The 15,146-nt window shown below is 61.9% G+C and carries 10 protein-coding genes; 9 read left to right on the plus strand and 1 reads right to left on the minus strand.

Going from position 1 to position 15,146, the window contains the following annotated elements; all coding sequences use genetic code 11:
- The first annotated feature begins 141 nt into the window (after window positions 1-141).
- The 7 genes from rnr to dnaB all read left to right on the plus strand — a co-directional run bounded on the left by rnr (window position 142) and on the right by dnaB (window position 7,317).
- Window positions 142-2,736: a ribonuclease R gene (rnr, locus tag U9R80_RS02380; protein WP_301838265.1), complete on the plus strand. Its 2,595-nt coding sequence runs from the start codon at window positions 142-144 to the stop codon at window positions 2,734-2,736.
- Window positions 2,733-3,485 carry a 23S rRNA (guanosine(2251)-2'-O)-methyltransferase RlmB gene (rlmB, locus tag U9R80_RS02385; RefSeq protein WP_028945686.1) on the plus strand — a complete coding sequence of 251 codons (753 nt, stop codon included), beginning with the start codon at window positions 2,733-2,735 and terminating at the stop codon, window positions 3,483-3,485. The genes rnr and rlmB overlap by 4 nt, the downstream gene beginning before the upstream one ends.
- A 241-nt stretch (window positions 3,486-3,726) precedes the next feature.
- Window positions 3,727-4,152, plus strand: a complete 426-nt coding sequence (gene rpsF / locus U9R80_RS02390) for a 30S ribosomal protein S6 (protein WP_028945687.1) — start codon at window positions 3,727-3,729, stop codon at window positions 4,150-4,152.
- 28 nt (window positions 4,153-4,180) lie between these two features.
- Window positions 4,181-4,411, plus strand: coding sequence for a 30S ribosomal protein S18 (gene rpsR / locus U9R80_RS02395; protein WP_009403887.1), 231 nt, complete (start codon window positions 4,181-4,183; stop codon window positions 4,409-4,411).
- 36 nt (window positions 4,412-4,447) lie between these two features.
- On the plus strand, window positions 4,448-5,344 hold the full coding sequence (locus tag U9R80_RS02400) for a hypothetical protein (RefSeq protein WP_301838261.1): 897 nt from the start codon (window positions 4,448-4,450) through the stop codon (window positions 5,342-5,344).
- Between the two features lie 18 nt (window positions 5,345-5,362).
- Window positions 5,363-5,809, plus strand: a complete 447-nt coding sequence (gene rplI, locus U9R80_RS02405; RefSeq protein WP_301838260.1) for a 50S ribosomal protein L9 — start codon at window positions 5,363-5,365, stop codon at window positions 5,807-5,809.
- Between the two features lie 110 nt (window positions 5,810-5,919).
- Window positions 5,920-7,317, plus strand: coding sequence for a replicative DNA helicase (gene dnaB / locus U9R80_RS02410; RefSeq protein ID WP_301838259.1), 1,398 nt, complete (start codon window positions 5,920-5,922; stop codon window positions 7,315-7,317).
- A 24-nt stretch (window positions 7,318-7,341) separates the two neighbouring features.
- Here the strand turns inward: dnaB and U9R80_RS02415 are convergent, their stop codons facing one another.
- Complete coding sequence (locus tag U9R80_RS02415) at window positions 7,342-8,937, minus strand: ATP-binding cassette domain-containing protein (RefSeq protein WP_301838258.1); 1,596 nt, start codon at window positions 8,935-8,937, stop codon at window positions 7,342-7,344.
- A gap of 342 nt (window positions 8,938-9,279) precedes the next feature.
- Here U9R80_RS02415 and U9R80_RS02420 point away from each other — a divergent pair, with 342 nt between their 5' ends.
- Window positions 9,280-11,583, plus strand: coding sequence for a YgiQ family radical SAM protein (locus tag U9R80_RS02420; RefSeq protein WP_301838257.1), 2,304 nt, complete (start codon window positions 9,280-9,282; stop codon window positions 11,581-11,583).
- A gap of 274 nt (window positions 11,584-11,857) precedes the next feature.
- Window positions 11,858-15,142, plus strand: coding sequence for a transglutaminase family protein (locus U9R80_RS02425; protein ID WP_301838256.1), 3,285 nt, complete (start codon window positions 11,858-11,860; stop codon window positions 15,140-15,142).
- Window positions 15,143-15,146: the final 4 nt, after the last annotated feature.

Consider the following 15,146-nt stretch of genomic DNA (forward strand, 5'->3'; position numbering starts at 1 on the left):
TAAAAAATTCAAGTCGTTGTTCCTTATGATGGTTTTGGCGCTATCCAGGGGGCTCTGACAGGGCTGTCCAAGCCTGAAATTTCCGGTTTCAATACGCCTATGCCAAACTAACCCTTATATAGACAAGGTGAACCCCTCCTAATGGCCGATTGGCAGACCCTCGATCCCGAGGCCGCTCGTGAAGCGGAAAAATACGAAAACCCTATTCCTAGCCGTGAGCTGATCCTGCAGCGCCTGGACGAGCGCGGCTCGCCGGCTGCGCGCGAGCAGTTGGTCGAAGAGTTCGGCCTGACCACCGAAGACCAGATCGAAGCCCTGCGCCGCCGTTTGCGCGCAATGGAGCGTGATGGCCAGTTGATCTATACCCGGCGCGGCACTTATGCCCCGGTAGACAAGCTGGACCTGATCCTGGGCCGCATTTCCGGTCACCGCGACGGTTTCGGCTTCCTGATCCCCGACGATGGCAGCGACGACCTGTTCCTGAGCCCGGCGCAGATGCGTCTGCTGTTCGATGGCGACCGCGCACTGGCTCGCGTATCGGGCCTGGATCGCCGTGGCCGGCGTGAAGGCGTGATTGTCGAAGTCATTTCCCGTGCCCACGAGAGCATCGTTGGCCGTTATTTTGAAGAAGGCGGTATTGGCTTCGTCACCCCGGACAACCCCAAGGTCCAGCAAGAAGTGCTGGTTACCCCGGGCCGCAACGGTGGTGCCAAGGTCGGCCAGTTCGTCGAGGTGAAGATCACCCACTGGCCGACCCCGCGCTTCCAGCCCCAGGGTGATGTCACCGAAGTGATCGGTAACTACATGGCCCCGGGCATGGAAATTGACGTTGCCCTGCGCAGCTACGATATTCCGCATGTCTGGCCAGAGGCCGTGATCAAGGAAGCCCGCAAGCTCAAGCCGGAAGTCGAAGACAAAGACAAAGAGCACCGTATCGACCTGCGCCATCTGCCGTTCGTCACCATCGACGGTGAAGATGCCCGCGACTTCGACGATGCCGTCTACTGCGAGAGCCTGGGCAAGTTGCGCCTGTTCTCCGGTGGCTGGCGCCTGTACGTGGCGATCGCCGACGTTTCCAGCTACGTGCGCCTGGGTTCTGCCCTGGATAACGAAGCCCAGGTGCGCGGCAACTCGGTGTACTTCCCCGAGCGCGTCGTGCCGATGCTGCCTGAGGAGCTCTCCAATGGTCTGTGCTCGCTGAATCCGCACGTCGACCGCCTGGCAATGGTCTGTGAAATGACCATCAACAAGTCCGGGCAGATGGTCGATTACCAGTTTTACGAAGCGGTGATCCACTCCCACGCCCGTCTGACCTACAACAAGGTCAGCAGCATGCTCGAACACGCCCGCACCCGCGAAGGCAAAGCCTTGCGTGAGCAGTACAGCGAAGTGGTGCCGGACCTCAAGCAGCTCTATGCCCTGTACAAGGTGCTGCTGGCGGCTCGCCATACCCGTGGTGCGATCGACTTTGAAACCCAGGAAACCCGGATCATCTTCGGCTCTGAACGCAAGATCGCCGAAATCCGGCCGACCGTGCGCAACGACGCCCACAAGCTGATCGAGGAATGCATGCTGGCGGCCAACGTGGCCACCGCCGAATTCCTCAAGAAGCATGAAATTCCGGCCCTGTACCGTGTTCACGATGGTCCGCCGCCTGAGCGCCTGGAAAAGCTGCGTGCCTTCCTCGGCGAACTGGGCCTGTCGCTGCACAAGGGCAAGGACGGTCCGTCACCCAAGGATTATCAGGCGCTGTTGGCGAGCATCGCCGACCGTCCGGATTTCCACCTGATCCAGACCGTGATGCTGCGCTCCCTGAGCCAGGCGGTGTACAGCGCCGACAACAACGGCCACTTCGGCCTGAACTACGAGGCGTACACCCACTTCACTTCGCCGATCCGTCGCTATCCGGACCTGCTGACCCATCGAGCGATCCGCAGCGTGATCCGCTCGAAGCAGGAAACACCACACGTCAAGCGTGCCGGTGCGATGAGCATCCCCAAGGCGCGCATCTATCCGTACGACGAAGCGACCCTGGAGCAGCTCGGCGAGCAGTGCTCGATGAGCGAGCGGCGTGCCGACGAGGCCACCCGCGATGTGGTCAACTGGCTCAAGTGCGAGTACATGAAGGATCGCGTCGGCGAGAGCTTCCCGGGTGTGATCACCGCGGTGACCGGCTTTGGCCTGTTCGTCGAGCTGACCGACATCTACGTCGAAGGTATGGTGCACGTCAGTGCCTTGCCGGGTGACTACTACCACTTCGATCCGGTGCACCATCGCCTGGCCGGTGAGCGCACCGGTCGCAGCTTCCGCCTGGGCGACACGGTCGAAGTACGCGTGATGCGTGTTGACCTCGAGCAGCGCAAGATCGACTTCGAGATGGCCGAGAACACCCTGAAGGCGCCGATTGGCCGCAAGCAGCGTTCCGAAGGTGTGCGTCCTCAGGACGGCAAGCCTGTACCGGTGCTCGACAAGTCCGAAACGGCAACCAAGGCTGAACCTGCACGTCGCAGCAAAAAGAATGAAACCGCTGACGCTTACTTCCCGTCCCACGCAGCGGCGAAAAACGCCGAAGTGCGTAAAAGCCGGGAAATGAAGAAGGCGCTGATGTCTGATGCCAAGCACTCCAGCAGCAAGCCTGCGGCCAAGTCGGGCAAGTCGTCGGAGAAGCCGAGCAAGCATCGCAAGGGGCCGCCAAAAGCGAGCTCTGGATCACGTAAACCCAAGGCCAAGTCATGAGTCAGTTGGAAAAAATCTACGGCGTTCACGCCGTAGAAGCCCTGTTGCGTCACCACCCGAAGCGGGTCAAGCAGATCTGGTTGTCGGAAGGCCGCAGTGAGCCGCGGCTTCAGCCCCTGCTGGAGCTGGCCGCGCAAAACCGCGTGGCCGTCGGCCAGGCCGAGCGTCGCGAGATGGACGCCTGGGTCGAGGGCGTGCACCAGGGCGTCGTGGCTGAGGTCAGCCCGAGCCAGGTCTGGGGCGAGGCCATGCTTGAAGAGCTGCTCGATCGCACCGAAGGCGCACCGTTGATCCTGGTGCTCGACGGTGTGACCGATCCGCACAACCTTGGCGCCTGCCTGCGTACTGCCGATGCGGCTGGCGCGCTGGCGGTGATCGTGCCCAAGGACAAGTCGGCAACCCTGACCCCGGCAGTGCGTAAAGTGGCTTGTGGTGCCGCCGAGGTGATCCCGCTGGTGGCGGTCACCAACCTGGCGCGTACCCTGGAGAAACTCCAGCAGCGTGGCCTGTGGATTGTCGGTACCGCTGGCGAAGCCGAGCAAGAGCTGTATCAGCAGGACCTGACCGGGCCGACCATCCTGATCATGGGCGCCGAAGGCAAGGGTATGCGTCGCCTGACCCGTGAGCACTGCGACTTCCTGGTCAAGTTGCCGATGGCGGGCAGTGTCAGCAGCCTGAACGTGTCGGTGGCTACCGGCGTGTGCCTGTTCGAGGCGGTTCGCCAGCGTAACGCCAAGCAAAAGGCTTGAGGTCCATCGCGGGGCAAGCCCGCTCCTACAAGTTTTGTGGGAGTGGGCTTGCCCCGCGATGTTTTCCGACTGTTCAATTATTCACCAATTCCCTTGCTTGTCCCCCGGCGCTTCTCTACAATTGCGCCCCTTGCCATCTTGGCAGGCGCTCACGCGCCTTGTCCCAGGGCAAGACTTATAAGTGTCATTCACTCCTTGTCTGACCACCCTGGTGGCAGACTACAACCCGTAAGGAGCATTCATGCGTCATTACGAAATCATCTTTCTGGTCCACCCTGACCAGAGCGAGCAAGTCGGCGGCATGGTTGAGCGTTACACCAAGCTGATCGAAGAAGACGGCGGCAAGATCCACCGTCTGGAAGACTGGGGCCGTCGTCAACTGGCCTACGCAATCAACAATGTTCACAAGGCTCACTACGTGATGCTGAACGTTGAGTGCACCGGCAAGGCCCTGGCCGAGCTGGAAGACAACTTCCGCTACAACGATGCCGTGATCCGTAACCTGGTCATCCGTCGCGACGAAGCCGTTACCGGCCAGTCCGAGATGCTCAAGGCTGAAGAAAACCGCAGTGAGCGCCGTGAGCGTCGCGACCGTCCTGAGCATGCTGACAACGCCGAAGGCGATGACAGCAATGACAGCGACAACAGCGATAACGCTGACGAGTAATCCACGGACCTTTTGAGGAGCCTATTACATGGCACGTTTCTTCCGTCGTCGTAAATTCTGCCGCTTCACTGCTGAAGACGTGAAAGAGATCGATTACAAAGATCTCAACACCCTGAAAGCTTACGTATCCGAAACCGGCAAAATTGTTCCAAGCCGTATCACCGGTACCAAAGCCCGTTATCAGCGTCAGCTGGCTACCGCTATCAAGCGCGCCCGCTTCCTGGCCCTGCTGCCCTACACCGACAGCCACGGCCGCTGAGACCGGGTCGTCGACAAGTAGCAAAGGATAGATCGCATGCGCGCCTTGGCTGATTTCATCATGCGCGGTCGCGTGCAAGCCACCCTGGTGGTGGTGGGTTGTGCGGCAATGCCGCTGTTGTTCTGGTTGAGTGCCGCCGCCGGGAGCCTGGTGTTCCTGCGGCGTGGTTTCAAGGACGCCTCCGGGATCCTCGCCTGGGCATTATTGCCGGCGCTGGCCTGGTGGTTCTTCGGCGAGCCGCGCACCTTGTTGGTGTTGCTGGGTACGCTGGGGCTGGCTGCGCTGTTGCGCGCCGGACACTCCTGGAACCGGGTGCTGTTGTTCAGCATCGCCATGGGCCTGGTGTATGGCGTGGTCCTGGGTTCGGTGTTCCGCGAACCGATTGAAGCTCTGGCTGGAGCGCTTGAAAAAGCCCTGCCGCAGATGCTCGACGGTCTCTACCAACAGTTATCGGTAGAGGAGCGGGCCCGCCTGGGAGGCCTGATTGCACCGGTGCTCAACGGCCTGATAGCGGCATTGTTGCAAGCCGTCAGTGTGCTGGCCCTGATGTTGGGTCGTTACTGGCAGGCAGTGTTGTATAACCCGGGTGGGTTTGGTCGCGAGTTTCAAGCGGTCAGGCTTCCTCTGGTGCCGGCGCTGGTGCTGTTGGTGCTCATGCTGGTGGGGCCGAATTTCGGTCCTGAACTGGCGATGTTGACGCCACTGTGCAGCGTACCGCTGATGTTTGCAGGGCTTGCCCTGATGCATGGGTTGGTGGCGCAAGGACGACTGGGCAAGTTCTGGTTGGTCGGGATGTACGTGACACTGCTGCTGTTCATGCAGCTGACTTATCCGTTGCTCGTGGTTTTGGCCATTGTCGACAGCCTGATTGATTTTCGCGGTCGCAAGGCACCCAAAGGTGCCGATAACGATTCCGCGAACGGTGAAGGTTAAAAGTTAGAGGATTTTCATATGCAACTGATCCTTCTGGAAAAAATCGCCAACCTGGGCAACCTGGGCGATAAGGTAAATGTTAAGGCTGGTTACGGCCGTAACTACCTGCTGCCATTCGGCAAGGCCACCGCTGCTACCGCTGCCAACGTGGCTGCGTTTGAAGAGCGTCGTGCTGAGCTGGAAAAACTGGCTGCAGAGAAAAAAGCTTCGGCTGAAACCCGCGCTGCCCAACTGGCCGAGCTGGAAGTGACCATCACTGCCACCGCCGGTGACGAAGGCAAGCTGTTCGGTTCGATCGGCACCCACGACATCGCTGACGCCCTGACCGCCTCCGGCGTTGAAGTGGCCAAAGCTGAAGTTCGTCTGCCGAACGGCACCATCCGTAACGTCGGCGAATACGACGTTGCCGTGCACCTGCACAGCGACGTTGAAGCCACCGTTCGCGTGGTTGTTGTCGCAGCCTAAGCTGTACCGATCGGCTGGCACCCTGAGTGCCAGCCGGTTAACATCGGGCACGATCCTGCTTTGCAGGTCGTGCCCTTTGTCTTTTTCAACACCCTGATTCCTGCGTGGCCATGAACGAGATAACCGCTCCCGAGCAATATGATCTGCAAACCGCTGCCCTGAAGGTGCCGCCGCATTCCATCGAGGCCGAACAGGCTGTGCTCGGTGGCTTGATGCTGGACAACAACGCCTGGGAGCGAGTGCTGGATCAAGTCTCCGATGGCGACTTCTACCGTCATGACCACCGCCTGATCTTCCGCGCGATCCACAAGCTGGCCGATCAGAACGCCCCGTTCGACGTAGTCACCCTGCACGAACAGCTGGACAAAGAAGGCCTGAGCTCACAAGTGGGTGGCCTGGGTTACCTGGGCGAGCTGGCCAAGAACACCCCGTCGGTGGCCAACATCAAGGCCTATGCCGGGATCATCCGCGAGCGGGCGACCCTGCGCCAGCTGATCAGCATCAGCAACGAGATCGCCGACAGCGCATTCAACCCCCAGGGTCGCAATGCTGCCGAGATCCTTGATGAAGCCGAACGGCAGATCTTCCAGATTGCCGAAGCGCGTCCCAAGACCGGCGGCCCGGTGGGCGTCAACGAGCTGTTGACCAAAGCCATCGACCGTATCGACACGCTGTTCAACACCGACAGCGCGATCACCGGCCTGTCCACCGGCTACACCGACCTCGACGAGAAGACCAGCGGCCTGCAACCAGCCGACCTGATCATCGTCGCCGGCCGTCCGTCGATGGGTAAGACCACCTTCGCCATGAACCTGGTGGAAAACGCCGTACTGCGCAGCGACAAGGCCGTCCTGGTGTACTCCCTCGAGATGCCAGGCGAATCGCTGATCATGCGTATGCTGTCGTCGCTGGGTCGCATCGACCAGACCAAGGTGCGTTCCGGCCAGCTGGAAGACGACGACTGGCCGCGCCTGACCTCGGCGGTCAACCTGCTCAACGACCGCAAGCTGTTCATCGACGATACCGCCGGCATCAGCCCGTCGGAAATGCGCGCCCGTACCCGCCGCCTGGTGCGCGAGCACGGCGACATCGGCCTGATCATGATCGACTACCTGCAACTGATGCAGATCCCCGGCTCCAGCGGCGACAACCGTACCAACGAGATTTCCGAGATCTCCCGCTCCCTCAAGGCGCTGGCCAAGGAATTCAACTGCCCGGTCGTGGCCCTGTCGCAGCTCAACCGCTCCCTCGAACAGCGCCCGAACAAGCGCCCGGTGAACTCCGACTTGCGTGAATCGGGTGCGATCGAGCAGGACGCCGACGTCATCATGTTCGTTTACCGGGACGAGGTGTACCACCCGGAGACCGAGCACAAAGGCATCGCCGAAATCATCATCGGCAAGCAGCGGAACGGCCCGATCGGCTTTATCCGCCTGGCCTTCATCGGTAAATACACGCGCTTCGAGAACCTGGCGCCAGGCAGTTACAACTTCGACGACGACGAGTAAAACGCTGCTGGGCGGGGAGGTTAACTACTGCACCCGCCCATCCTCCACCCGGATCACTCGATCAAACCTCGAGAGCGCCTCCTGATCATGAGTAACGCAGATCAGGCCGCATCCGTTGAAGGCTTCAAACAACACATCCCACGTTTGACTGGCCGATGCCTTGTCCAGGCCTCTGGTCGGCTCGTCGAACAGGTTGTAGTCCCCAGGTCGGTTCAAGAGGCGCAGCAGTGAAAGGCGCCTTGCCTCTCCGCCCGACACGCTTTCACCTCTGCCATCCAGCTCGCGCTCATACCATTCGCCATCCAGCCCAAGTTGATCCAGCCAGCGTTCGATCCGGGGCCTGTCGTGTGCGTGGTCGAAAAGCACTGACCTGGGTAGCGGGCCAGGAATGAAACGGTCCCCTTGAGGGCACAGGCGCAGTTTCTTGAACTGGCAGGCGGCGTCCAGCTTTTCTACGGCCTGGCCGTCGAGCTGAAGATGTTGGCGCAGGGGATGCAGCGTTCCGGCGAGCGCATGCAGTAGCGTGGACTTGCCTGCGCCACTGGGGCCAATGAGCGCCACTCGTTCGCCTCTCCTGATGTTCAGGGGCTTGTCCAGATGCAGTCGCACCTCGCTCCCCTCGTCCAGGCGGCAAGGTTGCAGTGTCAGCCCGGTTATTGCGTGGTGTGGAACAGGTTCTTTTGGGTCATCAGCGCCAAAGTCAGGCAGTCGTAACCAGTGTTCGAGCCTTTGCTTGTCGACCCTGAACTGGTCCAGCATGCGCCAGGCTTCGGCGAGCTGTGCGATTCCACCTAGAAGGCCGCCGACCAACGTGAAGAGTGCGACCAGCTCACCCAGGCTGAGTGACGGCGCCTCACGCGCCTGATCCAGCATTCCCCACGCCAGCATCCCGCCGCTGCCCAGCCCGATGAACAGGATTTTTAGCGCTTGCAACCAGCCCCCGGAGGTTGCGACGCAAACGGCAGCCTCCGCAAAGTGTCCAAGCGTTTCGTTGACGGGTTTCATCGCGGCGGCTTCAGCATTTTCAAGTTTGACTGCCGCCGCGCTGGCAAAGGTATCCACCCATTGCTCGGCTAGCTCATCCTCGCGGGCGTTAACCGCCTCTATGTGAGGTCGGCGCCAGCGAATAAGCCTGCTGTTGATCAAAAGATAGGCTGCACTGAGCCCCGCAAGACCGATCAGCACCGGGCCTGCACCGAGGAAGATGAACAGGACAGCCAGCACCGCCGCTTCCGCGAGAACCGGCCAGGCAGAGCCGATCAGAAATCCCAGCCAGCGCTCCTGGGCAGTGATTCCGCGGTCCAGCACCTTCACCAGGACCCCGCCCTGAAGCTGTCCGAAGGCTTCAAACCGCTTTTCGAGCAGCGTGCGGCACCAGTCAATCGACAGGCGTCGCACACGGTCCTGGCAGAGTCGGGCCAGGCACCAGGCTTGTAGCGGCGTAAAAAGCGCCTGACTGGCAATGAGACCCAGAAAAATGGCCAGCAACGTCACCGGTGGAGGGCGGGCGCTTGAAAGGTTGTCGATGATGTCTGCCAGTACCAGCGCAGGTATCACCGTGGCGACCTTCAGCAACAACGTCGTGCCCAGGGCAACGAGAACACTTCTATAGAAAGACATGTACTTCTCTCGCACCCAGTCAGTGCGCGCTGTGTGGCGCGATGGGCGTTCCCGAGCGAATGGCCCGGGAGCGTTTCAGCTGTGCAATCTATAACGGGGCGGAGGCCTCGTCTGTCCTCGCCGCGCTATTTATCTGTTGCTGAAAAATTCAATCTTCGAGGGAGTAGGCGGATGGCTAGGGAAGTAGGAGGAGGCTTCCTACAAAGTGGCGTGTGACCCCCATGAATGATGGCGCAACGCTTTCGCTGCAGCCAAAAACCGACCATTACCGTCGGATGTGATCAAAATTTGTGCTATATTCCGCGCCCGCGATTTTTCATCGATTAGCCACCGGTCACTGACATGCAAGCAGCCAAACCACTTTTCGACTATCCCAAGTACTGGGCCGAATGCTTCGGACCAGCACCGTTCCTGCCCATGAGCAGGGAGGAGATGGATCAGCTCGGCTGGGATTCCTGCGACATCATCATCGTGACCGGTGATGCCTACGTCGATCATCCGTCGTTCGGCATGGCGATCATCGGCCGTCTGCTCGAAGCCCAGGGCTTTCGCGTGGGCATCATTGCCCAGCCGAACTGGCAGTCCAAAGACGATTTCATGAAGCTGGGCGAGCCGAATCTGTTCTTCGGCGTCGCGGCCGGCAACATGGACTCGATGATCAACCGCTACACCGCCGACAAGAAGATCCGCTCCGACGACGCCTATACTCCGGGCGGCATGGCCGGCAAGCGTCCTGACCGCGCCAGCCTGGTCTACAGCCAGCGCTGCAAGGAAGCCTACAAGCATGTGCCGATCGTGCTCGGCGGCATCGAGGCTTCCCTGCGCCGGATCGCACACTACGACTACTGGCAGGACAAGGTCCGCCATTCGATCCTGATCGACGCCTGCGCCGATATCCTGCTGTATGGCAACGCCGAGCGGGCCATCGTCGAAGTGGCCCAGCGCCTGGCGTTTGGTGAAAAGATCGAGAACATCACCGACATCCGTGGCACCGCCTTCGTGCGTCGTGACACGCCGCAAGGCTGGTACGAAGTCGACTCCACGCGTATCGACCGTCCGGGCAAGATCGACAAGATCATCAACCCGTACGTGAACACCCAGGACACCCAGGCCTGTGCCATCGAGCAGGAGAAGGGCCCGGTCGAAGATCCGAACGAAGCCAAGGTCGTGCAGATCCTGGCCAGCCCGCGCATGACCCGTGACAAGACGGTCATTCGCCTGCCTTCGTTCGAGAAGGTCCGCGGCGATGCCGTGCTCTATGCCCACGCCAACCGCGTGCTGCACCTGGAGACCAACCCGGGTAACGCTCGCGCCCTGGTGCAGAAGCACGGCGAAGTGGACGTATGGTTCAACCCGCCACCCATTCCGATGACCACCGAAGAAATGGACTACGTGTTCGGCATGCCCTATGCGCGCATTCCGCACCCGGCGTACGGCAAGGAGAAAATCCCGGCCTACGACATGATCCGTTTCTCGGTGAACATCATGCGCGGCTGCTTTGGCGGCTGTACCTTCTGCTCGATCACCGAGCATGAAGGCCGCATCATCCAGAACCGCTCCCACGATTCGATCATTCGTGAGATCGAAGAAATTCGCGACAAAGTGCCAGGCTTTACCGGCGTCATTTCCGACCTCGGTGGCCCGACCGCGAACATGTACCGCATCGCCTGCAAGAGCCCCGAGATCGAGTCGGCGTGCCGCAAGCCGTCGTGCGTGTTCCCGGGGATCTGCCCGAACCTGAACACCGACCATTCGTCGCTGATCAAGCTGTACCGCAGCGCCCGTGCACTGCCGGGTGTGAAGAAGATCCTGATTGCCTCGGGCCTGCGCTACGACCTGGCCGTGGAATCGCCGGAGTACGTCAAGGAGCTGGTCACCCACCACGTGGGCGGCTACCTGAAGATCGCCCCGGAGCACACCGAGGAAGGTCCGCTCAATCAGATGATGAAGCCGGGCATCGGCAGCTACGATCGCTTCAAGCGCATGTTCGAGAAGTACTCGAAAGAGGCGGGCAAGGAGCAGTACCTGATCCCGTACTTCATCGCCGCGCACCCGGGGACCACCGACGAAGACATGATGAACCTGGCCCTGTGGCTCAAGGGCAACGGCTTCCGTGCCGACCAGGTACAGGCTTTCTACCCCTCGCCGATGGCGTCGGCCACTGCGATGTACCACTCGGGCAAGAACCCGCTGCGCAAGGTCACCTACAAGAGCGACCCGGTGACCATCGTCAAGAGCGAGCAGCAGCGCCGTTTGCACAAGGCCTTCCTGCGCTATCACGATCCGAAGGGCTGGCCGATGCTGCGTGAAGCCCTGGAGCGCATGGGCCGTGCCGACCTGATCGGCCCGGGCAAGCACCAGCTGATTCCGCTGCACCAGCCGACCACCGACACCTACCAGAGTGCTCGCCGCAAGAACTCGACCCCGGCGGGAAGCCACAAGGTGGGCAAGGAGCAGAAGATCCTCACCCAGCACAGCGGCTTGCCGCCACGTGCCAGCGACGGCTCCAAGCCGTGGGACAAGCGCGAAGAGGCCAAGGCCGCAGCGTTCGCCCGCAACCAGGAAGCGGCCAAGGCCCGCAAGGATGCCGCCAAAGGCGGCAAGGGCAAGAAAAAGCCCGCTCGCCAGCCGGTCATTCCGCGCTAACAGAAACGCCAGCCCTCGGGCTGGCGTTTTTGTGTCCGCCTCTTGTAGGAGCGGGCTTGCCCCGCGATAGCCAATGGCCTGACACACCGCAATCGCGGGGCAAGCCCGCTCCTGCCTGGAAAAGCCTCAAATCTGTGCAAGGCTTGCACGGCAGCTTCGTTGCAGTGCGCTTTTGGTGCGCCTGCCGGGGCTGTACACCGGAATTCGCTGGGCTGGCCGCATGGCACAAGTCTTGCGCGGTTCCGCTACCGTCCAGGCTCGCAGGAGGCCCGCCGTGTCGATCCATGTCGCGTTGCACCATGTCACCGAATACCACTATGACCGTGCCATCGAACTGGGTCCGCAAATTGTGCGGCTGCGCCCGGCCGCCCATAGCCGTACGCGCATTCTCTCCTATGCCTTGAAGGTGCAGCCGGCCGGGCACTTCATCAATTGGCAGCAGGACCCCCAGGGTAACTACCTTGCCCGCCTGGTGTTCCCGGAAAAGGTCGACAACTTGCGGGTGGAAGTGGACCTGCTCGCCGAAATGGCGGTGTTCAACCCCTTCGACTTTTTCCTTGAGCCTTACGCCGAGCAGATTCCCTTCAGCTACGGCCGCGATGAACGTCACGAGCTCACGCCCTACCTCGAAACACTGCCGCTGACGCCCCTGTTCTCCCGCTACCTGGAAAGTATCGAGCGTACGCCCCAAGCCAGTGTGGATTTCCTCGTCGCGCTGAACCAGTGCTTGAGCCAGGACATCCGCTACCTGATCCGTCTGGAGCCCGGTGTCCAAACGCCGGAGCACACCCTGGAGAGCCGCTCGGGTTCGTGCCGGGACTCGGCCTGGCTGCTGGTGCAGTTGCTGCGCCACCTGGGGCTGGCGGCACGGTTTGTCTCGGGCTACCTGATCCAGCTCAAGGCAGACGTCAAGGCGCTGGACGGGCCCTCAGGCAGCGAAGAGGATTTCACTGACCTGCACGCCTGGTGCGAGGTTTACCTGCCGGGCGCCGGCTGGATCGGCCTGGACGCGACGTCAGGGCTGTTTGCCGGTGAAGGGCATATTCCGCTGGCCTGTAGCCCTGATCCAATGTCAGCGGCGCCCATCAGCGGCCTGGTCGAGCCCTGTGAGTGCGACTTTTCCCATGAAATGAGCGTGGAACGGCTGTGGGAGTCGCCCCGGGTGACGCTGCCTTACAGCGATGAGCAATGGCAGGCCATCGTCGCCCTGGGCCGTCAGGTCGATAGGGAACTCAAGGCGGCGGACGTGCGCCTGACCATGGGCGGTGAACCCACCTTCGTCGCCATCGACGACCCTGATGGCGCCGAATGGAACACCACGGCGCTGGGGGCGAACAAGCGGCGCCTGGCGACAGCGTTGTTCCAGCGCCTGCGCAGCCATTACGCGCCCAAGGGGCTGGTGCACTTCGGGCAGGGCAAGTGGTACCCGGGCGAGCAGTTGCCGCGCTGGTCGCTGAACTGCTTCTGGCGTCGTGACGGCGAGCCGGTGTGGAACAACCCGGCGCTGATCGCCGACGAGACGCAGGATCATGGCGCCGACAGCCACCTGGCCGGGCGCTTTCTCGCCAGTGTCGCCGAGCGGCTCCGGCTGCCGACCCGCTATGTGTTCCCAGCCTACGAGGACGCGCTGTATTACCTGTGGCGAGAGGGCGGTCTGCCCTCCAACGTGCGTGCCGATGATGCGCGCCTGGGTGATGAAATGGAGCGTGCGCGATTGCGCAAGGTGTTCGGCCAGGGGCTGGACCGGGTCATCGGTCAGGTACTGCCGCTGGCGCGCAGCGCCGATGAGCAGCGCTGGCAGAGCGGACGCTGGTTCCTGCGTGACCAGCACTGCCGGCTGGTGCCGGGTGATTCTCCGCTGGGGTACCGCTTGCCACTGGCCGCCCAGCCCTGGGTGAGTGCGGCGGAATATCCGCATGTACATCCCACCGATCCCAATCAGCCGCTGGGCGACCTGCCGGATCGTGATTCGCTGGCCAATGCCAGTACCGGCCATGCGGTGGATGAGCACGAGCAGCAAGCCCCCAAGGTCGATGCCTCGGCCGACTGGCTGACCCGTACCGCCGTGTGCGCCGAGCCCCGCGATGGCCGGCTGTATGTGTTCATGCCACCGCTGTCGCGGCTGGAGGATTACCTTGAGCTGGTGGCGGTCATCGAGGCTACCGCTCAGGAGCTGCATTGCCCGGTGTTGCTCGAAGGCTACGAGCCGCCTGCCGATCCGCGCCTGGTGAATTTCAAGGTGACCCCGGACCCGGGCGTCATCGAGGTCAATGTCCAGCCTTCGGCCAGTTGGGACGAGCTGGTCGAGCGCACCGAGTTCCTTTATGAACAGGCCCGCCAAACGCGACTGATCAGCGAAAAATTCATGATCGACGGGCGCCACACCGGCACCGGCGGTGGCAACCACTTCGTGCTTGGCGGCGCCACGCCTGCCGACTCGCCGTTCCTGCGCAGGCCAGACCTGCTGCGCAGCCTGATCAGCTACTGGCACAACCACCCGTCACTGTCGTACCTGTTCTCCGGCCTGTTCATTGGCCCGACCTCCCAGGCGCCCCGCGTCGACGAGGCGCGCAACGATTCACTGTATGAGCTGGAAATCGCCTTCGCGCAGATGCCGGCACCGGGCGAGGCGTGTGCACCGTGGCTGATTGATCGGCTGCTGCGCAATTTGCTGATCGACGTGACCGGCAACACCCACCGCGCCGAGTTCTGTATCGACAAGCTCTACTCACCGGATGGCCCTGCCGGGCGCCTGGGCCTGCTGGAGTTGCGCGCCTTTGAAATGCCGCCCCATGCGCGCATGAGCCTGGTGCAGCAATTGTTGTTGCGGGCGCTGGTGGCGCGCTTCTGGCGTGAGCCCTATGCGCCAGAGCGCCTGACCCGCTGGGGTACGGAGCTGCACGACCGCTTCATGCTCGCGCATTTTATCGAGCAGGATTTTGCCGACGTACTGGTCGAGCTCAACGCTGCGGGCTTTGCGCTGCGTGCCGAGTGGTTTGCCGCGCACCTGGAGTTCCGCTTTCCCAAGGTGGGCGATTACACCGTCAACGGTATTGCGCTTGAACTGCGCCAGGCCCTTGAACCCTGGCATGTGCTGGGCGAGGAGGGCGCTGGCGGTGGCAATGTGCGTTATGTGGATTCGTCCCTGGAGCGCCTGCAGGTCAAGGTCAGTGGCATGAGTGCCGACCGCTATCGACTGACCTGCAACGGGGTCGCCGTGCCGCTGCAACCCACCGGGCGCGTTGGCGAGTATGTGGCGGCGGTGCGCTACCGCGCCTGGCAGCCCGCCAACTGCTTGCAGCCGACCATCCCGGTGCATGCGCCGCTGGTGTTCGACCTGCTCGATACCTGGATGGGGCGTTCACTCGGCGGCTGCCAGTACCATGTGGCGCATCCCGGCGGGCGCAACTATGACAGCTTTCCGGTCAATGCCAACGAAGCCCAGAGCCGGCGCCAGGCGCGGTTCTTCCGTCTGGGCCACAGCCCGGGCGCGTTGCCGGTGCCGGACGTGCGCATCGACGCCGAGCTGCCCTTTACCCTGGATCTGCGCCGCTACTGAGCGC

Source organism: Pseudomonas sp. JQ170C (assembly GCF_035581345.1).
Classification (GTDB): domain Bacteria; phylum Pseudomonadota; class Gammaproteobacteria; order Pseudomonadales; family Pseudomonadaceae; genus Aquipseudomonas.